Origin of the sequence: Synechococcus sp. W60.1 (genome assembly GCF_047461575.1) — a bacterium.
Classification (GTDB): domain Bacteria; phylum Cyanobacteriota; class Cyanobacteriia; order Thermostichales; family Thermostichaceae; genus Thermostichus.
This window is the reverse complement of the sequence record NZ_JANSHL010000008.1, coordinates 25,001-49,934: the sequence shown is the minus strand read 5'-3', so window position 1 is coordinate 49,934 and position 24,934 is coordinate 25,001. Positions and strand designations below refer to the sequence as shown.

Genomic DNA, 24,934 nt, shown 5'->3' with positions numbered 1-24,934 from the left:
GAAGTTCTTAAATCTGGAAAGGAAAGATCTCTAGTACCCAAAAATCCAGTTCAACTGGGCCAATACGGTTCTTAATACAGTTCTGAATAAAGACTCAGTCAATCTTGGCTTAAAGCTAGCATATTGACCGAGGGCTGTCTGTTTTCCAGAGCACTTTTAGACTCTCTCTGGGGTACAGATTTCCAACTGTCGTTGCGGCAAAATGACCTCAAAGCTGGATCCCTGGCCCAGCTCGCTCTCCACCTGCACTTGACCTTGATGCTGCTGGGCAATGCTTCTGACAATTGCCAGCCCCAAACCTGACCCCGAGAGGCGACCGGGATCCCCGCTGCGAGCCGGATCTGCTCGATAAAAGCGATCGAACACATGGGGCAGAGCCTGAGGCGGGATCCCTGGCCCGGTATCTTGTACCCGTACCACCAGCTCTGGGGATCCAGAGCGCAGCCGTTGTTCCAGCCTCACCTGCACCTCTCCTTGCGGGGGAGTGTGGAGAAGGGCGTTTTCAATCAGGTTGGTGAACAGGCGGGCCAATTGATCTTCATCTCCCCAAAAACCGAAGGGATCCACCTGGGCGGGAGAAGGTTCCGTCCCGCTCTCAGGGGCAGCAATCTCCAGCTGCAAGCGGATCTGTTTTTGGTTGGCCAAGCCCTGCAGCTCCTCCACCACCTGCAGCAGCAGAGCATCCAGCGCACAGCAACGGGGTTGGAAAGGCACCATACCGCTGTCGTGGCGGGCCAGAAACAGCAGGTCATCCACCAGGCGACCCAGCCGCAAACACAGCCGCTCCACCATCTGCCAGCGCTGCCGGGTGTCGGCATCCAATTGGGAATCTGCCAAAGCCACCTGTACCGCGGTTTGGATGCTGGCCAAGGGACTGCGCAGCTCGTGGGAGGCATCGGCGGTAAATTGCTTGAGCTGCTGATAAGACTGCCGGATGGGCTGCATGGCCAGGCCGGAGAGCATCCAGCCAATGGCCCCCACACCCGTCAAACCGGCCACCACCCAGAGGGAAAGATCCCGGATCAACTGTCGCGTTGGCTTGCTCACCTCAAACCAGGGATGGCTGACCCGCAGATAGCCCAGCAGCTTCCCACCGGCCACAATCGGCTCGGTGAACTGGCGCAGCCAATACCCAGGGGCGATGCGGGCAGTGTGCAGGGATCCCTCGGTCAATAGGGGGGCAGGGATCCCGCCAGGTACCGTGGACCAGATGAGCGTTCCTTGAGGGCCGAACCACTCCAAGTCGATGTGATCGTCCTCTAGGGTGCTGGGATCATCCCGAAAGCTGGCCTCTAAGCTGCGGCGGGCCTGCTGCGGATCCAAGAGGCTCTCATCCACCACCAAAGACCGCTCGACAATCTCCACCACATGGCCAAGGGTATCGTCCACCCGCTCGATCAGGGTTGACTGCACGTACCAATAGAAGCTGCCGGCAAACAACAGCAGCAACACTGCCGTAACCGTTGTATACCAGAAGGCCAACCACTGCCGCGTCGCTTGAAACATGGGAGCTGCACCGCGGGGGGAGAACGGAGTGGGGCTAGCTGTGAACACGGGGTTCGGGGTGAAGGGAAGACAAGATCTCGGCCTCCACCTGGAGTAGAGTATCGAGCCGCTCCTGCACCTGATCGGCAGGGAACTGATCCAACGCCAAATCCAAATAAAGCTGCCAATGGCGCTCCTCCGCAGCCGCCAGCCAGAGATAAAACTGCCGCAGCTCTGGGTCGGGCGCGTGGATCCCCAACAGGCCCAAGCGTTCGTGGCTGCGGGCCTCGATAATGGCTGCCACCAGCAAGGTGTCGAGCAGATGCTCTGGCTCAGAGCGGCGCAGGTGTTGGTTCAGGCGACCCGCATAGGGCGCAGCCGACAAGGGCTTGATGGGGATCCCCAGCCGTTGCAGGTGGCGATGCACCCGCTCAAAATGCTGCAGCTCCTCCCGCGCCAGCGGCGAGAGGGTTTCCACCAAACGCCCATTAGCCGGGTAGCGAAACAGCAAGCTGAGGGCGTTGCCCGCTGCTTTTTTCTCACAGTTGGCGTGGTCTAGCAAGACCAGATCGATGTGCCGGATGGCCTGGTCGATCCAGTCCTCAGAGGTACGAGAAGCAAGTTCTAGAGCAAGCACAGGGTCGGTAGGAAAGGGTTAAGAGAAGTTCTAGGGACGAACGATCTCCACAGTAACCCGCCCCGTCAGCTCCGGGATCGGGGGATGACACTTGGTCAATCGGATCTTAGCTTTGCTGGCCCCCGTCTCCCGCAGCACCATTTCGGCAATCGCCTCCGCCAAACTCTCGATCAGCACAAAGTAAACTACCCGGCCCTGACTGCTTCGCAGTACAGGGCGGGCTTTCGGTAGCCCTGCAGTTGGCAAGCCAACCACGGGCCTCTAGGCTGGTTTACGACAGCCCCAAGCTTGGCAATCATGTTGGCCCCATTCCAGTCCGCATCCCCTTCCCATCCACAGTGCCCACACTTGAACGACTTACCACTGCGATAGGATTGCGCAGGGTCGGGATGGATGTGCAAACACTTGTGACAGGTCTGCGACGTGTAGGCAGGCGGCACCAGAATCAAGGTAACCCCTGCACGCAGAGCCTTGTATTCCAGAAACTGCCTCAGCTGGTAGAACGCCCAACTGTTGGCCCTGCGTCGCTCGGCTTTGCTGCGGGGTTGTTGGTTGATACGCTCCCGGATCCCTGTCAAGTCTTCCAGAGCAATAGCGCTGTTTGTGACCTTTGCCCTAGAGACAATAGCTTTGGAGATGCGATGATTGACCCACGCTTGAAAGCGTCTCTCCTTGCCAGACAGCCGTTGCAGCAGTTCTCTGCATCTGCGCCGCGAACTGCGTGTGCCCTTACTGGCTTTGCGTTGGAGTGCCGCCCTCAACCGGGAGTAGTGGTCTCGGACTCTGTTCAACTGCTGTCCATTCCAGTTCTTCCCCTCTGAGGTATGAGCGATATCTATCCTTCCCAAATCCACCCCGATCACCTTGTCGGTATCTTGTTGCTTGGGTGGTTTTTTCTCTACGCAAATCTGGATGTAGTAGGAGCCGTCTCTGCGCTTGACCAGAGTGGCCGATTTGGGATTGGAGCCCGCCAACTGTTCTCTCTGGTAACGGCCAATCGCCAGCTCAAAGCGCTCTCGACCCTCCACTGTGGTCAGCGACACCGTCCAGTCTTTCTCGCGGAACGAAAAGATACGAGCGTCATAGGTCGCGAAGCCCCCCTTGAACGCTTTGACGGGGCGGTTTTTCTGTCGGGCAACCTTGCGGGCACCGGCCATCCGTCTGCAGACCTGCTGAGCCAAGTTACTGGACAAGCCGAACCGGGCACGGATTTCGCGGTAGCACAGAGATTGAAGTTTAACGGCGTTGGTGACTTTCTCGGGCGTGTTTTGGTTGACCCAGTTCAACGCCTGCACAAAGGCATTCAAGGTCGCGTCCAACTTTGCGGCCTGCGACTGGGACACCTTGAGCTTACAGGAGACGGTCACGACTTGGGTCATGGTTCTATCGTAACTTCCGCATTCCTCCCGACACTGACCCTACGGGTACAGTGCGGGGCTCCTGCGATTTCTAGCTGATTGCTTTTCACCAGTTCCGCAATCCCGGCCACTGCAGAACGGTAGTCGAGGCTATCACACAGTTGGCCGCTGAGAGCAGCCGGGCGCAGATCCGCCCACAACTCGAAATCCACCTCAAACCATTGCCCCAAAGCCCGTTCCGCCTCATCAAAACCGGTATAACCGTAGTAGCGCAGGCCGGAGACGATCAGCCGATCCCGCAACTGCTCAGGGGGTTGCCGAGGGATCCGATCGGGATCCGGATAGGGCTGCTGACCGTCGCTGCTGACACTGGTGGGGATCTGTAGCTCCATCACAACCTCCCAGCTCGACCTGGAGACCCCATCCCACAGGGCCTGGCGAAACAACGAAACCTTGGCTCGACCCTAGGAGCAGGCTGCCCCTTGTCCCCATTTCCTTTTTGATTCTTTAACAAACTCCGGGATCCCCGTCCCTCAATGGCTGAGGGCCAACGCTCTTCCCTCTACGGTCGCTGCCATCTCCCACAACAGATCTTCCGTCTCTTCCCAGCCGATGCAGCCATCGGTGATGGAAACCCCGTACTGGAGCGGCGCCCCTTCCTGCCAGGTTTGCTTGCCCGGGTAGAGGTTGCTCTCCAGCATCAGCCCCATCAGAGCCCGCTGCCCCGCCTGGTACTGCTGTAGCACCGCTCGACAGACGGATCCCTGGTTGCGGTAATTTTTGTGGGAGTTGTCATGGGAGCAGTCCACCATCACCGAGCGAGGGATCCCTTGATCCTTCATCAGCAGTGCTGCCCGCGCCACATCTTCCGGGCCGTAGTTGGTCTTGCCCCCTCCCCCCCGCAACACAATGTGTCGATCCGGGTTGCCGGTGGTTTTTACCAAAGCCGTCATGCCATCTTGGCCAATGCCCAAGAAACTGTGGGGATGGCTGGCGGAGAGGATGGCATTGAGCGCGATTTCCAGCCGCCCGTCGGTGCCGTTTTTGAAGCCCACAGGCATGGAGAGGCCGCTGGCCATTTCCCGGTGAGTTTGGCTTTCGATGGTTCTGGCGCCAATGGCCGCCCAGCTCACCAGATCCGCCGTGTATTGAGGGGTCACCGGATCCAGCATCTCGGTGGCACAGGCCAGGCCCAGCTCGTTGATCTGCAGGAGAATGGAACGGGCCAGTTGCAGGCCGGTGGCAATGTCGCACGAACCATCCAGGTGGGGATCGTTGATCAGGCCCTTCCAGCCCACCGTGGTGCGGGGTTTCTCAAAATACGTGCGCATAACGATCACCAGGTGCTCCCGAGTTTGGTCGGCCACCCGCTTGAGGCGATGAGCATACTCCAGAGCCGCTGCAGGATCGTGGATGGAACAGGGGCCGACGATCACCACCAAGCGATGGAGATCCCGTCCGTGGATGATGTCGCGGATGGCTTGCCGAGTGGAGAGCACCACCTGGGCTGCCGTTTCCGTAAGGGGCAGCTTGGCCTTGACAGCAGCAGGGGCAATCAAGGGAGTCACCTCTTGGATATTGCAATTGTCGGTTTGGGGGGGCATGGAACTGTCCTTAGTGTGCAAGTGGGTAGATGGGGTCGTCGAGCCATCAAAAAAGCCCTGGCGCTGGGCTCAGGGCTTCAGGACTGACTCGGGTAAACCTAGGTCTTTAGTTTACGCGCCACCCTTCTGCCCTGGTCGTTGCCAGGGAAAGCTAAAGTAGCCAAAAAAGGAAGCGCACCAGACCATGCGGAGAGCAAACTTAAAACCTGTACGAGATAACTATACCCGAAAAAACCTCGTTTGACACCTCAGGGATCCGGTTTCCTGGGGAAGTCTTAAGTCGACCGAGCCGCTGGCTTGGCAATCCAGTAGCCGCAGGGGTGTTCTCCCTGCACCTGCCAGGTGATGCGCTCTACTCGGCAATCGGGCAAGGCGGCAGCAAACATCTCCAGCTCGTGGCCGCAGACGCTGGGAAAGGTGTGGGCAATCTGGGCAATGGCGCAATTGTGCTCGACCAACACATACTGCTCGACGTAAGGCTCGGATCCCTCTGCTGCCAGCGGCACAGTCAGGTCGGCAGGATAGGGGTAGTACTCCGCCATGTAACCCTCTGCCTGGCGCAACTGCACCAAACGCTCCAGCCGCTCCCGCAGGGATCCAGATCCCAGTTGGGCCTGATACTCCCGGGCTTTGCGCTGCCACTGGTGGTGGAGAAGGGATCCCATCTGCTCGGATCCCAGAGTTTCGGCCAGGGTGTTGAGCAGACCAAGGGCAAACTCGTCGTAGCTGGCGGGGAACTGCTCTTCTCCCAAGGGGCTGAGCTGATAGAGATGCTGGGGTCGCCCTAGACCATTGGGTTGAGCGACATGTTGGATCAACCCCTCTGCCTCCAGATCCTTGAGGTGGCGGCGGATGGCCTGGGGAGAAATGCGCAGGTGCTCTGCCAGCGTTTGGGCGTTGGCCTGCCCCGCCTTGCGCAGGTAGACCAAGATGGCCTGCTTACTCGAAGCGGGTTGAGCGACCTGCCCGGTGATCTTGCGCGTGCTGTCCACCCTCGCCCTCCTGGTTAGACTGGGTTAATCGGCTGCCGCTGCCAGCACAGCTCTCTGCTATTTTGACAACGGGATCATTGCTAAAGTAACCTGAGGATCAGTTAAACAACAACTCTGTTGTTTTATTTGGCCATCTGTCTTAGTCGCGTTCCTACCCTGTCACTACCCGAGAGCCATCCATGTCTACGAGCGTCCGCGCCCTGGTCAACCAGCCCTACAAGTACGGCTTTGTAACCGACATCCCCTCTGAGTCGATTGGCAAAGGCTTGAACGAAGAGGTGATTCGGCAGATCTGGGCCAAGAAAGGGGAGCCGGACTTTATGCTAGAGTTCCGGCTGCGGGCCTACCGCCAGTGGCTGAAGATGAGCGAGCCCACCTGGCCCAACGTCAGCTACCCGCCCATTGACTACCAAAACATTGTCTACTACTCGGCCCCCAAGGTGCAGCCCAAGAAAAAGAGCCTGGACGAAGTGGATCCGGTGCTGTTGGAGACCTTCGAGAAATTGGGGATCCCCTTGTCAGAGCAAAAGCGGCTGGCCAATGTGGCGGTGGATGCCATCTTCGACAGCGTTTCGGTAGCCACCACCTTCCGGGAAAAGCTGGCCAAGGAAGGCGTGATCTTCTGCTCCATGTCGGAGGCACTGCGGGAGTATCCGGAGCTGGTGCGCAAGTACTTGGGCAGTGTGGTTCCCATTGCTGATAACTACTACGCGGCGCTGAACTCGGCAGTGTTCAGTGATGGATCCTTTGTCTATGTGCCCAAAGGGGTGCGCTGTCCCATGGAGCTTTCCACCTATTTCCGCATCAACAACGGCGAATCGGGCCAGTTTGAGCGCACCCTGATCATTGCCGACGAGGGATCCTACGTCAGCTACTTGGAAGGGTGTACTGCCCCCATGTTCGATACCAACCAACTGCATGCGGCGGTGGTGGAGCTGATCGCCCTAGACAATGCCGAGATCAAGTACTCGACGGTACAGAACTGGTATGCCGGCGACGAAAACGGCAAAGGGGGCATTTATAACTTTGTAACCAAGCGCGGCCTGTGTCAGGGGGCAAACTCCAAGATCTCCTGGACGCAAGTGGAGACCGGCTCCGCCATCACCTGGAAGTACCCCAGCTGTGTGCTGGTGGGGGAAAACTCGGTGGGCGAGTTTTACTCGGTTGCCCTAACCAACAACTACCAGCAGGCCGATACCGGCACCAAGATGATTCACGTGGGCCGCAACACCCGCAGCAAAATTATCTCCAAAGGGATCTCGGCTGGGCACTCCAAAAACAGCTACCGCGGCCTGGTCAAAATCGGGCCGAAAGCAGAAGGGGCCCGCAATTTTTCCCAGTGCGATTCCATGTTGATCGGGGATCAGTGCAGCGCCAACACCTTCCCCTATATCGAGGTGCAAAACAACACCGCCAAAGTGGAGCACGAAGCTTCCACCTCTAAGATTGGAGAAGAGCAATTGTTCTACTTCCAGTCCCGCGGCATCTCTGCGGAAGATGCTGTGTCCATGATCATCAGCGGCTTCTGCCGAGAAGTGTTCAACCAACTGCCGATGGAGTTTGCTGTAGAAGCCGATCGATTGCTGAGCCTAAAGTTAGAGGGATCCGTCGGCTAGGGGATTGTTCCCGACGTGAAGCTAAGCAGCTGGGGAGAGGCTACTGACATCAGTGGGATTTCAGGAGAGGGGTGACTCCCAAGGCAGAGAGGTTTTGAACTATAAAGGCTAGGCAGGAGAAGTTCCCTATGCGGGCATTTCTGGAGGAGTTCAAAAACTTTATTAGCCGGGGCAATGCCTTAGATTTGGCTGTTGGCGTTGTTATTGGAGGTGCTTTTGGGAAGATCGTGACTTCTTTCGTAGCAGATCTATTTACTCCGGTTTTAGGCTTGATGATTGGTGGAGTGAACTTCCAGCACTTGGCCTGGGAAATCGGTGGAAGTCCTGAAGATCCAGTTACGATTAACTACGGCAGCTTTCTGCAAGCTGTGTTTGATTTTGTGATTATCGCTTTTGCTCTCTTCTTACTATTGAGAGCGATCAACACTCTACAGCGAAAGGAGGAAGAATCTCCTTCTATATCGCCCCCATCAGAAGTGGTCTTGCTGGCAGAAATTCGGGACATCCTCAATCGCCGCTCCCAATAGAGCCGTAAGAGATCCTTAGGCCCAAAATCCAAACCTGGTTCAGGGATCCCTTAACTTTTCAGCTCCTGCCCTTCGGTGTCAACCCTAGAGTCTAGCCATGATCCGTGAAAACAGCCCTGTTATCTTATCCGTTCGAGATCTCAGCGCCGAGATCGACGGCACCCCCATTCTCAAGGGGTTGAGCCTGGAAATTCGCGCCGGAGAAATCCACGCCATCATGGGCCCCAATGGTTCTGGAAAAAGCACTTTTTCCAAGATCTTGGCTGGCCACCCTGACTACAGGGTGACGGGGGGCGAGATCCTCTACCTGGGAAAAAATCTCTTGGAGATGGAGCCAGAAGAGAGGGCTTGGGCAGGGATCTTTTTGGCATTTCAATACCCCATCGAAATCCCAGGGGTGAGCAACTTGGATTTCCTGCGCGCCGCCTACAACGCTCGCCAGAAATATCGGGATCAGCCGGAACTGGATGCTCTGGATTTTGACGACCTGGTACGGGAAAAGTTGGATATTGTCAAAATGGATCCCGTTTTTTTGGAGCGCTCTGTGAATGAGGGCTTTTCCGGCGGCGAGAAAAAGCGCAACGAGATCCTGCAAATGGCGGTGTTGGAGCCTACGCTGGCCATTTTGGACGAGACGGATTCCGGTCTGGATATCGACGCGCTGCGCATTGTGGCCCACGGCATCAACCGACTGGCCGGCCCTGAGAATGCCATGCTCTTGATCACCCACTACCAACGCTTGCTGGACTATGTAACCCCCGACCACGTGCATGTGATGGAAGGGGGGCGTATTGTCATCAGCGGGGACAAGACCTTGGCGCTGGAGCTGGAAGAACGGGGCTACGACTGGATCAAAACTCAGTCGGGTCAAGAACCGGCAGCTGCGACATCTCGGCAGGAGAAAGAGGGATGAGCGCCACCTTGCCCAAACCTTTCGCCCCAGAGAGCCGCCTATTCCTGGAGCACATCCTCGGCCAAATCCCCGAAAGGCAGGATCCCTACACCACCCTTAGGCAGCAGGCCCGCGCCCAATTGGCCGAACTGGGGATCCCGACCCCACGGGAAGAGGATTGGAAATACAGCGATCTCTCGCCACTGCTGGCCCACAAGTTTCGCCTGGCTGCCGCGGGGGATCCGTCTCTGGATGCAGCAACCCTAGAACCTTGGCTTTGGCCGGAAACCAGCCACAGCCACGCCGTGTTCGTCAACGGCTACTTTGCCCCCCAGCTTTCTGATTTGAGCGGCCTGCCCACCGCTTTGCAGGTGATCCCTTTAGCCCAAGCCCCAGGGGAGTTGCTGCAAACCCTGGCCAAGACGGATGTGTTTACGGCCCTCAACACCGCTCATCTGGGAGATGGGATCCAGATTGGCCTACAGCCCGGCCAGGAAGTTCCGTCACCGCTGCACCTGCTGTTCATAACGGTGGCTCCTGAGGGAGAGGCCGTTTTGGCCCAGCCCCGCTGCCTGCTGTCTTTGCAAGCCCACAGCTCCCTCACGCTGATCGAAGATCATGTATCCCTGGGATCCGGGATCCCCTTTGGCAACGCGGTTACGGAGATCGCCCTGGCAGAGGGATCTCGTTTGCACCATGTGATTTTGCAAAGGCAGGGATCCCCAGCCTTCCACATCAACAAGACCGCCGTGCGCCAAAGCTGCGACAGCCACTACCGCCTCCAGGCGATTCAGTGGGGATCCCAGTTTTCTCGCCACAACCTGGAGATCACCCAAGCCGGAGCCCAGGCCCACACCCAACTGCAGGGGCTAACGCTGCTGAAGGGATCCCAGCACAGCGACACCCACTCCCGCTTGGTGCATCAGGCCCCCCACGGCAGCAGCCGCCAATTGCACAAGTGCATTGTGGACGAGACGGCCCATGCGGTCTTCAGCGGACGGATTCTGGTGAGCCGAGAGGCCCAACTGACGGACGCCGCCCAGACCAACCGCAACCTGCTCCTAGGCCCCAAAGCGCGGGTCAACACCCAGCCGCAACTGGAGATCTTTGCCGACAACGTCAAGTGTGCCCACGGGGCCACCGTCAGCCAACTGGAGGCAGAAGAGATCTTCTATCTGCAAAGCCGGGGTATTCCCCAAGCTGAGGCCAGGCAACTCCTCACCTGCGCTTTTGCGGCAGAAGTTCTGGAAGGGATCCCTTTGGCTTGGCTTCCCACCCTGGTGGCCCGCCGGTTGGCTGGGATCCCGTGAATCCAATCAATCCAATCAATAGGAATAGGCTGTTGCTCCCGAAACGGCCATTACCCACAAGAGCGCACAGGCTTGGGCATGATGGCTGGGCAGCACTGGCGCGACAGAGATTTAGGGGTTTCCTTATCAATCCTCTGCAGTTGCGTTTTGCTGCAAATCTTGGGTTAGAAACGCTCAAATTACCTCAGAGCAAGGGTTTCCGCCATTGTCATCACTGAGGAAATAGCCAGAATAAAAGTAGCCATTGACCCAGCGATGGGCGCTACGACAACTCGGTGAACGAACGATGTTTCCCTCTCTTTTAACTCCACGTGCAGCAGGCATACTCCTATCGGGAGCTGTCTTGGGCATCCACTGCCAGGTGGCCATGGCCGCTCCCTTCCGCGACACCTTTGGCCACTGGGCCCAAGCCTACATTGAGACCCTCTCCGCTCAAGGAGTGTTGAACGGCTTCCCCGATGGCACCTTCCGCCCCAATGAGCCGGTGACCCGCGCTCAGTTTGCCACCATTGTCAATACCGCTTTCCGCCTCCGCAATACCTCCGGTACTTTCATCGGCTTCCGGGATGTGCCCCCCACCCACTGGGCAGCCAGCGCCATCTCGACGGCAGCAGCCAACAACCTGGTGGCAGGCTTTCCCGATGGCACCTTCCGTCCTGAGCAGCCCGTTACCCGCACCGAAGCGCTGGTGGTTTTGACCAACGCCATTGGCAACACGGGAGCGATCCCAGCCGCTCAGCCCAGCGATCTCTTCAGCCGCTACCGAGATGCGGCAGCCATCCCCAATTGGGCCCTGGCACAAATTGCGGCGGCCAACCGCGCCGGGTTGATCGTCAATTATCCAGACCCGATGCTCTTGGAACCCAACCGCCCCGCCACCCGTGCCGAGGTGGCAGCCTTCACCCACCAGGCCATGCTCAGCCGGGGATCCTTGGTGGCACAAAACCCAGGGGGCTTGCCCTCCGGTTCCCAGCCAGGCTTTGACCTGCGCCTTTCCACCCTAGCGGCGGGCACCTTGATGCAAACCACCACCCCCTTCAACGAGCGCCTCTTCATTGCCCCCAACGAAACCCGGCCCATGTCTTTGATCGTCCGCAACCCGATTCGCAACGCCCAGGGGGATATTCTGGTGCCTTTTGGCTCGCGGGTGGATGGCCGCTTTGAGCCGGCCCCAGGGGGCACCCGTTTTGTGGCGGAAAGCATCATTGTCAACAACCAACTGTTCCCCTTGGCTGCCCAATCGGACATCATTCACGATGTCAAGGATCCCCGCTACACCACCACAGGCAAAATCATTCAGGATGCGGCCATCGGTGCAGCAGCAGGCGCTATTCTCGGCTTGGTAACCGGAGACAATGCCATTGCCACAGAGGAAGTGCTGGGGGCAGGGGTGGCCGGAGCGGTAATTGGCAATGTAACGGCACCACAGGTGGTGGTGCTGGATCCCAATCAGGTGATCGAGCTGCGCCTCACTCAGGATCTGGCGCTGGCCCCGACATCCCGATAACCGGTGCAAGGCCGGAATAAGCGGTGTCGGCACGGCTATCTCCCCAGCCAATCCAAAAGGGTTGTTCCCCCCAACCACAGGCCGATCAAAATGGAAGTGGTCAGCAGTCCTCCTGCTACACAGATCAGGGATCCCAAGCTGCACAGGATCCCATCTTCTTCCAGGAGGCCAAAAGCGGTGACGAAAACCCCCATCGCCGGCAGGGTGTTGGTGCCTGGAACGGGGATGATCATGGAAATCCCCATCAAGCCAATCCAGGTGCCCAGCCAGACTTGGCCGAGCCGTGTGGTGCAGAGCTGCCGCCAGCGGGGACGGGCAATGTTTTCAATACGCTGCAGCCACGGGATCCCAGCCTGCACCCACTTTTGAAAATGCTTCCGTTCAATAGAGGTCTGCAACACCCATTTCGGCAGCCAAGGGGTGGTTCGCCCTGCCACCAGTTGAAGGGCCAGCAACAGAATGAACACACCAAAGGGAGTGGAATAGCCGGGAGCCGGCAAGGGCAAAGCAGAAGGGAAAGAAAGGATCGCCAGAAACAAGCCAAAGCTGCGCTCACCGGCCAGTTTTAGAATGTCTTCGATGCAGATCGACCCTTCCGGGGAGGGTTCGGGTTGCTCTGGGCTCTCGGGAAGGCGGGAAAACCGGGCTAGCTCTTGAGACAGACGGGCCATAGAGGGGGCAGGGCTGGAGCGGGCAAAGTTTGGCAACGGGTGGGCACTACCTGGAGGGCCAACGATAGCCTACTGCAAATTCAAGTTGTGTTGGATATCTTGAGCAAAGGGGTGGTTTCGGAGAGGTGACATGCTCGGTGACAGGTTCAAGAGGGCCGTAAACATCAGCAGCCTTGAGCGACAGCAGAAGGCTCCGACTCAGTTCCGCAAAGGGGGGCGTGGGCTGGGATGGCTCCTGCTGCTGGGATCCCTGTTGATGGTGGGGCGCGGTGTGGCCCTGGCAGAAGCGCAGTTGGAGGTGGGCACTTCCACCACCCTGTCCCCGCAGGCAGCTCCGCCGGTGTTGCCACCCCCCCCTGTGGGAGTCCGACAAATTTCCCTGGATACCGATCCCGAACAAACTGCCGATATGCCCCTTTCCCTGATGGCCGAACAGGTGCTGGAGGCGGTGTGCGAAGCGCAAATTGATGCCCAGCGGGCCTTGGCTCTCATGCCCGACCTGAGCGAATCCCACATCCGTGCTGCCTGTCCGAAGCGGCTGATCCCCAAAAGCTGAGAGGTCGCCCCCAAGTTGGCACCGAAGATTAGCCGGAAATACATTATTGTGGCGTTATTGTGGATCCAAACCCCCGTCCTTATTGCTATTTGGGTGGAGTTGTTGGGACAGTTGCAGCCGGTGGGAGTATTGGTGGCGGCCTTTTTGCACTTTTCTTCGAGCAATCTGCATCTGTCTCACTTGAAACAATAGAGGCCATAGCACACTAAGGGATCCCTAAACCAAGCCCTGATTCAAGATCTCGCGGGAACGGGCGATGGCTGCTCTCAAGTTGGCCCGCTGGGTGTAGCGCATCGTCATGGCGGCAGTTGTGTGGCCCAGCAGGTGCTGGATATGCTCAGGGGCAACGCCACGATCCAGCAGCAAGGTGGCAAAGCTGTGGCGAAACTGGTGAGGGGTTTGATGTCCTGGCTCAGGCTCGGTGAGCTTGAGAACAATGTGGCGCAGGCCATCGTAGGTCAGGGGGCGGCCTCGGTAGGCCAAGCAGCGCGATTGGGAGACAAACAAAGGATCCGTCGGCGCGCACAGGCCCCGTTCTTGGCTCAGATACTGTTGCAGCAGCTCGGAGAGGGGATCCCCTACGGCCACAGCGCGGGGTTTGCTCCCCTTGCCACAGCGCACTTCCAACAGGGATCCCTCGGGGCTGATTTGAAAATCTTGAACGGTTAAGTCCAACAGCTCCTGGGCCCGCAGCCCGCACTCCAGCATCAGGCGAATCAAAGCCGCGTAGCGCAGAGAATGGTTTTGGGCCCGCTGCAACACCCGCTGCAACAACAACCGATCCAGATCGCGAGGCAAACGAGCGGGTAGGCGGGCAGGTCGAATGGCTTGAGTGGGCAGGGGATCCTGAAGGTAGCCCCGTTGGCTGGCCCATTCAAAAAATTGCTGCAAGGCCAACCGCTTCAGGTTGTAGGTGGCCGGAGAGGCGGGCGGGTGGATCCGCTGGCCGGAGCGGTTGCGAAACGGACGGCCCTTCAAGCTGTTCAAAAAGGACTGGACGTGGGCAGGCTGCACCTGGGGCAGCGGCACGGGGCAAGTTTTGGCAAACTGCTCCAGAGCGATGCGATAGGTGCGGCGGCTAGCCGGGGCCAGATCCCGCTGCCGCTCCTGCAAAAATTGCGCCGCCAGATGGCTGAGGCTGGGAACAGAGCCAGTCGGCTGACTCTGGGGATGGGTCTCCTGAGCCCAGCCCGATCGAGGCTCCCTCATCCTGCCACCTCCATCCCTCTGCTAGCCCTTAACTTTATCCTCAACTTGTGGCCAGCTGCTGTCCAGAGAGGGATCCCGACCTGAGAGTCGATGGCTACTGGCCGGGCAGCAGGTGTTGGGTGATGAAATCCGTGTACACCTCGCCCCGCAAAAAAGCCTCGTGGCGCAGGATCTGCTGGTGGAAAGGGATCGTGGTGGGCACCCCGGTGATGGCACATTCCCCCAAAGCCCGCTGCATGCGGCGGATGGCTGCCGCCCGGTTAGGCCCCCAGACGATCAGCTTGCCCAACAGCGAATCGTAATAGGGGGGAATGGTGTAGTCGGTGTAGATGTGGGAGTCCATGCGCACCCCCGGCCCCCCAGGGGGCAAATAGGCACTGATCGTGCCAGCGCAAGGCCGAAACTGCTGCTTGGGATCCTCGGCGTTGATGCGGCATTCGATGGCATGGCCCCGCAACTCCACATCCTTCTGGCGAAAGGTCAGGGGTTGACCTTGGGCAATGCGAATCTGCTCGGCAATCAGATCCAGCCCGGTCACCATCTCAGTAACCGGATGCTCCACCTGGATGCGGGTGTTCATCTCGATGAAGTAGAACTGGCCATTTTTGTCCAGCAAAAACTCCACCGTGCCCACCCCCACATAATTCACCACCTTGGCCGCTTTCACCGCCGCTGCTCCCATGCGGGCGCGCAAGCTTGCAGTCAAAGCCGGGCTGGGGGCCTCTTCCAACAGCTTTTGATGCCGCCGTTGAATAGAGCAATCCCGCTCGTACAGATGCACCACATTGCCCTGGCTATCCGCCAAGATCTGAAACTCCACATGACGGGGGCGCTCGATGAACTTCTCCAAGTAAACCCCGCCGTTGCCAAAGGCTGCTTGGGCTTCCCCCTGAGCGGTGCGCAGCATCTTCAGCAGCTCCTGGGCATCCCGCGCCACCCGCATACCCCGCCCCCCGCCACCGGCGGTGGCTTTGATGATCACGGGGTAGCCGATTTTCTCCGCCAGCTTCACTGCCTCCTCCTCAGAGGGGATCAACCCGCGGCTGCCCGGCACCGGCGGCACCCCCACCGCTTGCATGGTCTCGCGGGCCGTGGCCTTGTCGCCCATCTTGCGCATCGCCTCTGGCGAGGGGCCGATGAAGATCAAGTTGTGGTCGGCACACATCTCGGCAAATTTGGCATTCTCCGCCAAGAACCCATAGCCCGGATGAATGGCAGTGGCCCCGCGGGTGAGGGCTGCCGAGATGATGTTGGGAATGTTGAGGTAGCTTTTGGCCACCGGGGCATCTCCTACGCAAACAGCCTCGTCCGCCAGTTGGACGTGCAGGGAGTTCTGATCCGCAGTGGAGTAAACGGCCACAGTTCGGATCCCCATTTCCTGACAGGTGCGGATGATGCGCAGGGCAATCTCACCCCGGTTGGCGATCAGGATCTTGGTGATGGGCGGCATGAGGGAGGTTCAGAGCAGAGAGATAACTTGACCGCTAAAGCCGGCAGTCTGTGAACGCAAGGTTAAGTTTAGGTGCTCATCCTACTATGCCAACCAGAGGGAAGAATAGAGAAGGCTGGTGGGGATCCCACATTCAGCCCATCCAGTCGACAACCTAGGTAGGACTGAGGCTACAGGGATCCGGCTGCAGCAGAATCCCAGTGGGGGCAAACTGCGTCACCCAAAACTCTACATCCTGAAACTGGTGACGCAGGGTGTTGCGCACTTGGGCGGCCAGCTCCAGGCTGGGCATGATTCCGAAGACCGTTGGCCCTGACCCCGACATCAGGGATCCCAGGGCCCCCGCCGAGAGAAGAGCTTGGCGCAGTTCCCCTACAATCGCGTACTCCGGCAAAACCACCTGTTCCAAGTCATTGCGCAAACTCCTGGCTAACGCCGGCGGATCCTGACGGCTGAGAGCCGCCAACGCCTGCGGCAAGGTGGGCAGTGTGGGTTTGGGTAGGGCATCCCCTCCCAAGCTCCCCTGACGAGAACGAAAGGCTTGATAGGCCCAGGCGGTGGAAACCCCCAGGTGCTTGGGCTTGGCCAGCAGCACAGGGATCCCTTCCCAATCGGCCAGCGGCTCCAAAACTTCCCCGCGCCCGGTGGCCAGTTGCGTTCCCCCCTGGACACAGAAGGGAATGTCGGATCCCAAGCGGGCTGCCAAACTCTGCAACTCTCCCACCGTCAGGCCCCGCCCCCACAGTTGGTTTAACCCCACCAAAACCGCCGCCGCATCAGCCGAGCCCCCCGCCAAACCTGCTGCCACCGGAATGTGCTTTTCGATGTGGATCTCCACCCCGGCGGAAGAGTGACACTCTTTTTGCAGCAGCTCAGCGGCTTGATAGGCAAGGTTGCGGGCATCTGCAGGCACTTCTGGACGATCGCAGGTGAGGTGGATCCCGTGAGGACGGCTCTTCAACTGCAGGCGATCCGCCAAATGAATGCTCTGCAACACCATCGCCACCTCTGAATACCCATCAGGACGGGAGCCGAGGATTTCCAGGTAGAGGTTGATCTTGGCGCGGGCAATCAGGGTACAGGCTTGCATGGGGCAAAAATCTGGGTCAGCAACAACTTTTCAACTCCCCTCAGCCTGTACAGACTTATCCGGGGAGATCTCCCAGCCTGATTCTAGCGGCAGTGGATCCCCTCTCTAGCTGCCAGAGCGAGGCCATGGCCCCAGCCACTCTCCACCGCGAAAGCGCCAGCGGGGAAACAAAATGCGCATCACCACCCAAGCGCTGAGGTAAAGGCAAACCCAGACCACACTGTAGTGGAGAATAAAATCTCCCAAGTCAAACCGTTGGGTTGGGATATAAGGAAGACCCACCACCTTCAAGACTGTACCCAAAAAAAGCCCCTCCCAAATGCCGGCCAAAAGCTGAAGGATCCCAGGCCAATCGTGATCCCACATCCACCCCATCAGATAGTTATAAACGACATCCCAAACACAGCCAAACAGACCCACGTAGAGCAATACCCAAAAATAGGTGAGGCTGCCGCCATGTCCGGTGAGCCCAAAATAAAAGGGTAAACTTGCCAAAACACCAACGGTGGCCAATAAGAAAACCCGAGTTTGCCAGCGGCCAATCAAGGTCGGAGTCATTTTTTCCTCCCGCAGTTTTGCCAATCGAGATCATCAGGATCCGTGTCGCTCCCAGTCTGTTTGAGGGAACCTTCTGGCCCTCACCCCCAACCCTTCCCCCTTTGGTATAGAAGAGTTGGGGATCAACGCAACACCCCTTTCACCAGGTTCAACGGGATGGGGAATAGCCATGATGTGTCGCCAACAATAGCGTTGATAACCATAAACATCCGGCAAAATCCAGGAGCGTTGCCCAATGTCGGCAAGCTAGGGGCTGATGTTTAGGGCCCACTTGCACCATTGCCACAGGGATCGGATCCCTTCTAGACCTTTGACCCCCGGTGCCCGCAGTCGGGCCAGGTGCTCCACCGAGCGATGGGCACAGTACTGTAAGCCCAAAAACGTATCTACCGGCGCATAAGGCCCGCCCAAGGTGATGATCCCAGCGGCGTACATTCGCCCATCCCGGTTGCGCATCTCCACCAGCTCAAAGTCGTTGGAGACATGCAAGCGCCCGTGAGGATTGAGGGGCAGGTTGTAGTGGGTAATTAGATCGTTGAGGAGAGGATTGGTCATGGGATCCGAAACCAAACCCGTACAGTCGATAACGAAATCGGCCTCCACCTTTAATTGCGTGTTGTTGTGGGTACCTCGAATGTAGGTTACCGGCTTACCCTTGTCGCCGGGAACCACCGACTCCACCTTGCCGAACACAATCGAGTACCAGCCCTCTCGCAACCCTTGCCGCACGATCCGCCGCCATTTCCGCCGACTTGCTGTCGTGGTGCCGCCCCAAGCTTCCAGCAGTTCGCGCCGTTCCAGGGGGGTCGCCGCTTCCAATTTGGCACGCAGAACTCCTCCCCAAGTGCCCTTGGGCCAGTTGAAGGGCTGAAACTCCCAATGGTTATCCACTGCCCGTTTGGCTCGTCCGAAGCGATTACCGCTTTTGGGCGCACGGCTCAGATGCACCACCGAGATGCGGGGGTTGACTTTGCGGGCTTCGTAAAGGCGTTCCATCACCTGAGAGGCGACGATCCCAAATCCCCGAATTAGGACGGTGCCACCTTGTTTCTCCAACTGCTCATAAACGTGATCATGAGGCTCATAGCCGTGTACCACCGATCTCAAATCTCCTGTTTTTTCGCGAAACTCCTGCAGGTCGTTGAGCAACTTGATGGCCGGATATCCAGTTGCCAAATGGAGATACTTGGCCACCATAAAACGGTGATCCGTATGGCCGGGCCGCGTTGCCGAATAGGCCACCACATATCGCCCATCCTCCGTTTTGCGAATGGCGCGAATATGGCCGTAACACAACATTTGCTCCCAACCAATTCGGGCTGCCTCCCGATCCATTGAGGCAAATACATCCCCCGCCCGCGGCGTATAGGTATCTGCCAACAAGGGCTCACTAAATACCTGCCACAAAAAGCCGAATGCTTCCAACAATCGGCCGGAGAAAAAGGAACGCCAAGCATCCCGCAGAGCATAGCCAGGCCAGCCCCAAATGTTGTCTGGACAAGAATCGGAGCCAGAGCGAATTCGCTTCCAGCGGGGGATCTGGCAGTTGGTCAAAAGCCGTTCATACCGTTCGTAGGGTTTGCGGGCAATGCTGATGACGCGGATGTGTTCCGGTCTGACCCCGTAGATGCGCAGGGTATCCACCCAGACAAAGCTGCCGATACCGCCGCCCAAGGCCAAATAGAGGGTCTCTTCCACAGGTAGTCCGGTGGCTTTGAGGGCGCTCAGGGCAATTTGCTCAGCTCGAAACAAATCCGGCGGCGGAAAATCCGAGCCAGGCCGCACCTCGGGAAGCTGCTCTGGGGCAAAAACCACCGTGGAAGCCGGGGGAACCTCAAATGCGGTGTCGGGTTGGGTGGCCGGGCGAATCAGTTCGGTGCGCGGCTCCAGCAAAAGAGTAGGGGTGGCGGTCAGAAGGGTGGCATTGGGATCCCTGGGGGACACCAAACCCACGGTGATGCTGTAGGGGCCAAGCTCCACCACTTCTCCCCCCTGGAGCACCCGGCGTGCCTGACGGATTTTTTCCCCATTGATGCGGCTGCCGTTGGCACTGCGATCTTCATAGATGACCTGGCCATCCTCACCGAGATAGACGAGGGCGTGATAACGGGAGATCTCCTGGCTGGCAAACACAGCCCGCGCCACTTCTCGACCTTGCCATTCCTGTGGCAATTGGGCCAGCTCCCTGCCCAAGGCAAGAGGCAATGGAAAAATCAGCTCCTGCTGTTCTTCGGTGATGGGATCTTCCCAGCTCAGTTGAATTTGCATAGCTTCTGCTTACCTTTACAAAGATCATGAAGAGGCCATTGAGAAAACACAGAACAGCGCGACCTCACAGGTCACTTTTGGTTTGCCCGGGATCCCTTTTTTCTATCCCCCACGGACTTGGATCAGCCACTGGGATCTGTAAGAAGAATTAAGAAGAATAGAAAGGGTTGGTCCTCTAGAGAGGAGGTTGTGGGGCTTTGCCAGCTTCTGGAGGAGGGATCACCAAGGTAGCGCTCAAGACCAAATGTCCACAGTAGGGACAATTCTGACCCTGATATTCTGGGGGCAGGTAGTGAGGGTTTTCCAGGCGGCTGCACTTAACCTTGAGGGTGTCCAAAGTGCCGCGGCTGAGGAGACCCCCCTGGTCCTTCCTGGCCACTTCTATAGACTTCACCCTCAGCACAATGTGCCCCAACTGAATTTGGCTATTGGCCTCAAGCGCAGGCTCCTCCTGAATCATTTTTCGGCCATTCACCCAGACAGGGTTGGGCTGCTTAGGAGGCAAACGATCCCGAGTTAAGTTGCGAATGTGAAAGTTTAAGGTTTTGGGATCAAAATAAAGCCCGGCGTGAACTCCTGAGACCGAGCGAGTTGGGTCATTGAGCACCACATCACAGCTGGGATCCCGTCCAATGGTAACCAGCTTAGAGGGGACAGGCGAAACCGTTTGCGATCGGCGCCGGTCGGCCTCGGTTCATTCTAAAGTGAGTTGACACACGATCCCATTCTCCACAGTTCAGCGCCTCCATTCCCTAGATCGGCTTCAGCATATCCAAAGGTCAGCTTGGGGAAAGCAGAAGATGTCTTTTTCGTCAAAATTGTTATCTTTTTGGATAACTATAACCTACTCCCCTGACCAAAGGCTTGCGCTGATCCGGATCACCTGAGTTGGGATCTCCGAGTTACATTCCTGCTGGAGACCGTGCCCAAACGCTCCGCGCTGCCATAGGTGAGTACGCCCAGTCTCTTTTTCACCAAGGGAGAGGGGAGATCGGGATCCGCAAGCTGTTTCACTGCAATTGAGAGCAACTACGGGCCAAAGTCTACGAGCGTAGGGGTCTGATTCTGATCTCATCGACTCCACACTGTTACAAGTCCGTTTGGGGACTGCGTAAGGATCCCCCGACTTTGGTCGGGAGAGGGTCAAGACCGAGGGCACAGTGGAGGTCTCAACTTTTTCTGAGGCTTGCAAAGCAAAGCCGACACTTTTGTTTATTTATACTCGACTTTATCCCCGCCCGATTTGAAGTGATAAAGCCTGACCTCCGCAGGAACGGCAAGGCCGTTCAAGTTTGACCGAGGTGGCCTGATCCCTTGGCCGGAAGCCTCAGAAATCTACCTGAGAGATAGGGCCTAGAGTGAGTTTTGAGTTTCTGGGGATCCTGCAAGACTAGTATCCTCTGTGTCTTTATCCAAACCGTTTTCAAAGCACTCCGGTAAATGGGAAACTGCCGCTGCCCAGCCGCTCCTGCCGATCGAACACACTGATGGTGAGCTGATGGGATCCCGTTTGAGTGAGGGTAAAGCGATTCTGGGTCAGGGTCAGCCCTGTAACGGTGCAGGTGGTCGCCCCAACGAAGCAGCCGGGCAACTGAGCAGCATCAAAAGCTCCCAGGGTTACGAAATTGCCCAGTGGGGTGGTGACGGAAGCCAAAAAGGCGTTGGAACCCCGGATCCCGGCAGGGGCCTCTACCCGGAAAGACACCACAAAGGTTGGAGTTTGCCCCACCAAGACGGTGCGCGGAGAGAGATCGGTAATGGTGAGGGATGGAGCAGGTATGGGAGGCGGCAGGGGCAGAAGATCGCTGCTGCCGGTTGTACCCCCACACCCCACCAGAGCGCTGCTCAGCAGCACCAGCACTGGGATCCGTTCATGTATCCGCTGCATCATCTCTTCTCCATCCCCAAAAGATCCCAAAGGAGTCTCAAAAGACCTTCTTTCTTGAGCTTATTGTCCGAGGTCGATCTTCACCAAGCCAGTGGGCAGAAAGGAGAGAACCTGGCAAGCAGCGGCCTGGGATCCTTCGCTTATTCCCCTTGCAAAAGGCTTTGGCAGGCTGTGGCAATGGCCCAGTCCTCTTGGGCTGAGATCACCAGAACCCGCACCGGAGCATCCGAAGTGCTGATATCGCAGTTGCGGGGGGATCCGGCATTCAAAACCGGGTCGATCTGGATCCCTAAAAAACCCAGATCTGCACAGGTTGCTGCCCGCACCGGCGCCGAGTTTTCCCCAATCCCCCCAGAGAACACCAGCGCATCCAGCCGATCCAAGCTCATGAGCATCGCCCCAATCTGGCTGCGCAGACGGTGAACAAACAGCTCAAAAGCCAGCTCCGCCCGGGCATGGCCTGCCTCCATTGCCTCCAACACAACCCGCATATCGCTGCTCAGGCCGGAAACGCCCTTCAACCCCGATTCTCGGTTCAAGATCCGATCCAGTTCATCCACACTCATGCCCTGGCGCAACTGATGGATCAAAATGCCCGGATCCACTGACCCCGACCGGGATCCCATCATCAAGCCCTCCAGGGGGGTGTAGCCCATGGTGGTGTCCACACTTCTGCCCCCGCGAATGGCCGCCAACGAGCAGCCGTTGCCCAGGTGACAAGTGATCAGCCGCAACTCCTCCAGGGGTCGGTTCAAGATCTCGGCAGCGCGACGGGCGCAATGCTCGTGGTTGATGCCATGAAACCCGTAGCGGCGGATCCCTTGTTCAGCCCAAGCGTAGGGAAGGGGGTAAAGGGCTGCGGCCAGAGGCATTTGCTGGTGGAAGGCGGTGTCGAAAACGGCCACCTGAGGGATCCCCGGCAACAGTTGCCTTAGCAGACGGATGCCAGCCAGCGCAGCAGGGTTGTGGGCTGGGGCCAAGGGGATCAATTGCTCAATCGCCCTCTCCACCTCTGGCGTAATTAAGGTGGGCTGCCGGTACAGGGATCCCCCATGCACCACCCGATGGCCGACGCCGTCGATCTCAGCCGCCTGCGGGAGCAGGGATCCCTCCCCTTGCCAGAGGCTTTGAAACAGCGGGGCCAGTTGGCCGATCCCTCCCTCAGGTGAAGCGGAGGGAAAAGATTCCCACCCACCGCCTCGCCGACGAGTCTGGATGAGGGCCTCCCCCGGCTTGTAGGTGAAATCCACCTGGGCTTGCCAGATGGGCGTGGCCTCCACCCTTCCCTCAACCGTCAGAAATAGGGAGGATTTGAGGCTGCTGGAACCGGCATTGACGACCAGAATATTCACAGCGTGTCTTCGTTGGCCTTCGCACTGCTGGGCTTAAGGCCTATAGCCCGCTTGCTTGAACAGAGCGGTTGACTACCCTGCCGCTAAGGATGACCATAGCATTAAAGCCCTCCTGCAGCTTCCCGAGGCCAAGGCGAACTGCGTAGCGGTAGGACGGAGCTTTAGACCCAATTTTTTGGGTAATCTGTTCCCCTACTTCTGTTGCCCTCCATCCCACTGGACTAACGCTGCTTATGCCCAGAGTCATCGTCACAGATCCCATCGATCAGGCGGGGATCGACATTCTCTCCCAAGTCGCTCAGGTGGATGTGCAAACTCAGCTCACCCCAGAGCAGTTGATCGCGGTCATCCCCAACTACGATGCCATCATGGTGCGCTCCGGTACACGGGTTACCCGAGAGGTGATCGAGGCGGGGACGAACTTGAAGATCATCGGGCGGGCGGGCGTTGGCGTTGACAACATCGATGTGCCTGCCGCAACCAAAGCCGGGATCCTGGTGGTCAACTCCCCAGAGGGCAACACCATTGCCGCTGCCGAGCACGCCATTGCCTTAATGATGGCCCTCTCCCGCCACATACCTGATGCCAATGCCTCTCTGAAATCGGGCCTGTGGAATCGGCAAGAGTTTGTCGGCGTAGAAGTCTACAAAAAAACGCTGGGGATTGTCGGATTGGGTCGGATTGGATCCCATGTGGCCCAGATTGCCAAGGCGATGGGGATGAAGCTGCTGGCCTATGACCCCTATCTGTCCGTGGAGCGGGCAGAGCAACTGGGGGTGCGCCTGGTGGACTTCACAACTTTGGTGCAGGAATCGGACTACATCACCTTGCACGTTCCCAAAACCCCTGAAACCACCAACCTGTTCAACGCCGAAACCTTCCGCATGATGAAGCCGACCGCCCGCCTGATCAACTGCGCCCGTGGCGGTTTGGTGGATGAACAAGCCCTGTACGAAGCCCTGAAATCCGGTCAAATTGCCGGAGCGGCTTTGGATGTATTTGCCAACGAGCCCCTGAAGGACTCCCCGCTGTTTTCCCTGGGCAAAGAAGTCCTGCTCACTCCCCACTTGGGGGCCTCCACCGAAGAAGCCCAGGTGAACGTGGCCATCGATGTGGCCGAGCAGATCCGCGATGTGTTGCTGGGGCTGCCGGCCCGCTCTGCTGTGAACATCCCCGGCTTACAGGCAGAGGTGCTGCAAAACCTCAGACCCTACCTGGACTTGGCCGAAACCCTGGGCAACTTGGTTGGCCAATTGGCGGGGGATCGCGTCAACCAGTTGGAGATCCGCCTGCAGGGAGATCTGGCAGAAAAAGATGGTCAGCCGATCGTCATTGCCGCCCTCAAAGGGCTTTTGACGCTGGCGCTGCGGGAGCGGGTCAACTACGTCAACGCCTCCATTGAGGCCAAAGAACGGGGCATCCGGGTGGTGGAAACCCGAGATCCCTCCTTGAAAGATTATTCCGGATCCCTGACATTGATTGCCCACGGCCCCAATGGGATCCGCTCGGTTTCGGGGGCGTTGATTGGGGAGCGAGAGGTGCGGATTACCCAGATCGACGAGTTCCCGGTGAATGTGCCCCCTTCCGCCAACATGCTGATGACCCTGCACCGGGATATGCCGGGAATCATCGGACGGATTGGCACCCTGCTGGGAGCCTACAATGTCAACATCGCCAGCATGCAGGTGGGGCGCAAGATCATCCGCGGCGATGCAGTCATGGTGCTCAGCTTGGATGATCCTCTGCCCGATGGGATCCTGGAAGAGGTGCTCAAGCAGCCGGGCATCCGCGACGCTTTTGTGGTGAACCTCTAGAATTGCTGATCCTTAAAAAATCCCAAGCCTCACTTACCACAGCAAGACGGAGTCTTTGCTTGAACCAGAGCAACTTGTCCCTAACCCTGTCCCAGATCCCAGACTGGGATTGGCCGGCCTTTCTGGAGTCCCTGGGCCATTTTGGTGTGG

At 58.1% G+C, this 24,934-nt stretch carries 23 protein-coding genes and 1 pseudogene (1 of these 24 only partly in view); 8 read left to right on the top strand and 16 right to left on the bottom strand.

Annotated elements, in window-relative coordinates; all coding sequences use genetic code 11:
• Nucleotides 1-156 precede the first annotated feature (156 nt).
• From NW805_RS08705 to sufR, 7 genes are all read right to left on the bottom strand, one after another.
• The gene (locus NW805_RS08705) at nucleotides 157-1,506 is read right to left on the bottom strand and encodes a sensor histidine kinase (protein ID WP_414422259.1); all 1,350 of its coding nucleotides are present in this window, start codon (nucleotides 1,504-1,506) and stop codon (nucleotides 157-159) included.
• Between the two features lie 34 nt (nucleotides 1,507-1,540).
• The gene (locus NW805_RS08700; protein ID WP_414422258.1) at nucleotides 1,541-2,122 is read right to left on the bottom strand and encodes a tRNA-(ms[2]io[6]A)-hydroxylase; all 582 of its coding nucleotides are present in this window, start codon (nucleotides 2,120-2,122) and stop codon (nucleotides 1,541-1,543) included.
• A gap of 30 nt (nucleotides 2,123-2,152) precedes the next feature.
• Nucleotides 2,153-2,299 (bottom strand): dihydroneopterin aldolase, encoded by a 147-nt coding sequence (locus NW805_RS08695; protein WP_414422257.1) that lies wholly within the window; start codon nucleotides 2,297-2,299, stop codon nucleotides 2,153-2,155.
• A gap of 8 nt (nucleotides 2,300-2,307) precedes the next feature.
• Nucleotides 2,308-3,501 carry an RNA-guided endonuclease InsQ/TnpB family protein gene (locus NW805_RS08690; protein WP_414422256.1) on the bottom strand — a complete coding sequence of 398 codons (1,194 nt, stop codon included), beginning with the start codon at nucleotides 3,499-3,501 and terminating at the stop codon, nucleotides 2,308-2,310.
• Nucleotides 3,498-3,872, bottom strand: a complete 375-nt coding sequence (locus NW805_RS08685; RefSeq protein ID WP_414422255.1) for a dihydroneopterin aldolase — start codon at nucleotides 3,870-3,872, stop codon at nucleotides 3,498-3,500. The genes NW805_RS08690 and NW805_RS08685 overlap by 4 nt, the downstream gene beginning before the upstream one ends.
• A 141-nt stretch (nucleotides 3,873-4,013) precedes the next feature.
• Nucleotides 4,014-5,084, bottom strand: a complete 1,071-nt coding sequence (locus NW805_RS08680) for a 3-deoxy-7-phosphoheptulonate synthase (protein ID WP_414332215.1) — start codon at nucleotides 5,082-5,084, stop codon at nucleotides 4,014-4,016.
• A 275-nt stretch (nucleotides 5,085-5,359) separates the two neighbouring features.
• Nucleotides 5,360-6,076 carry an iron-sulfur cluster biosynthesis transcriptional regulator SufR gene (sufR, locus tag NW805_RS08675; protein ID WP_414349664.1) on the bottom strand — a complete coding sequence of 239 codons (717 nt, stop codon included), beginning with the start codon at nucleotides 6,074-6,076 and terminating at the stop codon, nucleotides 5,360-5,362.
• 179 nt (nucleotides 6,077-6,255) lie between these two features.
• Here sufR and sufB point away from each other — a divergent pair, with 179 nt between their 5' ends.
• From sufB to NW805_RS08650, 5 genes are all read left to right on the top strand, one after another.
• Entirely contained in the window at nucleotides 6,256-7,692 is a 1,437-nt protein-coding gene (sufB, locus tag NW805_RS08670) for a Fe-S cluster assembly protein SufB (protein ID WP_414349663.1), read from the top strand.
• A 128-nt stretch (nucleotides 7,693-7,820) separates the two neighbouring features.
• Nucleotides 7,821-8,219: a large-conductance mechanosensitive channel protein MscL gene (gene mscL, locus NW805_RS08665; RefSeq protein WP_414422254.1), complete on the top strand. Its 399-nt coding sequence runs from the start codon at nucleotides 7,821-7,823 to the stop codon at nucleotides 8,217-8,219.
• 97 nt (nucleotides 8,220-8,316) lie between these two features.
• A complete protein-coding gene (sufC, locus tag NW805_RS08660) occupies nucleotides 8,317-9,132 on the top strand; it encodes a Fe-S cluster assembly ATPase SufC (protein WP_414422253.1) in 816 nt (271 codons plus the stop codon).
• Nucleotides 9,129-10,421: a Fe-S cluster assembly protein SufD gene (gene sufD, locus NW805_RS08655; RefSeq protein WP_414422252.1), complete on the top strand. Its 1,293-nt coding sequence runs from the start codon at nucleotides 9,129-9,131 to the stop codon at nucleotides 10,419-10,421. Before sufC ends, sufD begins: the two co-directional genes overlap by 4 nt.
• A 343-nt stretch (nucleotides 10,422-10,764) precedes the next feature.
• Complete coding sequence (locus NW805_RS08650) at nucleotides 10,765-11,928, top strand: S-layer homology domain-containing protein (protein ID WP_414422251.1); 1,164 nt, start codon at nucleotides 10,765-10,767, stop codon at nucleotides 11,926-11,928.
• Nucleotides 11,929-11,963: 35 nt separating this feature from the next.
• Here the strand turns inward: NW805_RS08650 and NW805_RS08645 are convergent, their stop codons facing one another.
• Nucleotides 11,964-12,599 carry an exopolysaccharide biosynthesis protein gene (locus NW805_RS08645; protein WP_414422250.1) on the bottom strand — a complete coding sequence of 212 codons (636 nt, stop codon included), beginning with the start codon at nucleotides 12,597-12,599 and terminating at the stop codon, nucleotides 11,964-11,966.
• A 130-nt stretch (nucleotides 12,600-12,729) separates the two neighbouring features.
• On the opposite strand from NW805_RS08645, the gene NW805_RS08640 reads away from it, so the two are divergent.
• Nucleotides 12,730-13,155: a hypothetical protein gene (locus NW805_RS08640; RefSeq protein ID WP_011433014.1), complete on the top strand. Its 426-nt coding sequence runs from the start codon at nucleotides 12,730-12,732 to the stop codon at nucleotides 13,153-13,155.
• A 216-nt stretch (nucleotides 13,156-13,371) separates the two neighbouring features.
• Here the strand turns inward: NW805_RS08640 and NW805_RS08635 are convergent, their stop codons facing one another.
• From NW805_RS08635 to NW805_RS08600, 8 genes and pseudogenes are all read right to left on the bottom strand, one after another.
• Nucleotides 13,372-14,364 (bottom strand): tyrosine-type recombinase/integrase, encoded by a 993-nt coding sequence (locus NW805_RS08635; protein WP_414422249.1) that lies wholly within the window; start codon nucleotides 14,362-14,364, stop codon nucleotides 13,372-13,374.
• Nucleotides 14,365-14,458: 94 nt separating this feature from the next.
• Nucleotides 14,459-15,814: an acetyl-CoA carboxylase biotin carboxylase subunit gene (gene accC / locus NW805_RS08630; RefSeq protein WP_414422248.1), complete on the bottom strand. Its 1,356-nt coding sequence runs from the start codon at nucleotides 15,812-15,814 to the stop codon at nucleotides 14,459-14,461.
• A 154-nt stretch (nucleotides 15,815-15,968) separates the two neighbouring features.
• Nucleotides 15,969-16,904 (bottom strand): 4-(cytidine 5'-diphospho)-2-C-methyl-D-erythritol kinase, encoded by a 936-nt coding sequence (ispE, locus tag NW805_RS08625; protein WP_414422247.1) that lies wholly within the window; start codon nucleotides 16,902-16,904, stop codon nucleotides 15,969-15,971.
• A 105-nt stretch (nucleotides 16,905-17,009) separates the two neighbouring features.
• Nucleotides 17,010-17,462: a hypothetical protein gene (locus tag NW805_RS08620; protein WP_414419742.1), complete on the bottom strand. Its 453-nt coding sequence runs from the start codon at nucleotides 17,460-17,462 to the stop codon at nucleotides 17,010-17,012.
• A gap of 246 nt (nucleotides 17,463-17,708) precedes the next feature.
• A complete protein-coding gene (locus NW805_RS08615; protein ID WP_414382798.1) occupies nucleotides 17,709-19,730 on the bottom strand; it encodes an FHA domain-containing protein in 2,022 nt (673 codons plus the stop codon).
• A gap of 175 nt (nucleotides 19,731-19,905) precedes the next feature.
• Nucleotides 19,906-20,376: pseudogene (locus tag NW805_RS08610) on the bottom strand (FHA domain-containing protein); the annotation flags it as partial.
• Nucleotides 20,377-21,153: 777 nt separating this feature from the next.
• Nucleotides 21,154-21,621: a hypothetical protein gene (locus NW805_RS08605; protein ID WP_414422246.1), complete on the bottom strand. Its 468-nt coding sequence runs from the start codon at nucleotides 21,619-21,621 to the stop codon at nucleotides 21,154-21,156.
• Nucleotides 21,622-21,758: 137 nt separating this feature from the next.
• Complete coding sequence (locus NW805_RS08600; RefSeq protein ID WP_414422245.1) at nucleotides 21,759-22,970, bottom strand: acetate kinase; 1,212 nt, start codon at nucleotides 22,968-22,970, stop codon at nucleotides 21,759-21,761.
• A 233-nt stretch (nucleotides 22,971-23,203) separates the two neighbouring features.
• Between NW805_RS08600 and serA the strand changes: the two genes are divergently transcribed.
• Together serA and NW805_RS08590 are read left to right on the top strand one after the other, a co-directional pair.
• Nucleotides 23,204-24,784: a phosphoglycerate dehydrogenase gene (gene serA / locus NW805_RS08595; protein ID WP_414332254.1), complete on the top strand. Its 1,581-nt coding sequence runs from the start codon at nucleotides 23,204-23,206 to the stop codon at nucleotides 24,782-24,784.
• Between the two features lie 59 nt (nucleotides 24,785-24,843).
• On the top strand, nucleotides 24,844-24,934 hold the beginning of the coding sequence (locus NW805_RS08590; RefSeq protein ID WP_414382806.1) for a bifunctional folylpolyglutamate synthase/dihydrofolate synthase. 1,226 nt of this gene lie beyond the right edge of the window; only the first 91 of its 1,317 coding nucleotides appear in the window; its start codon is at nucleotides 24,844-24,846; its stop codon lies off the right edge, out of view.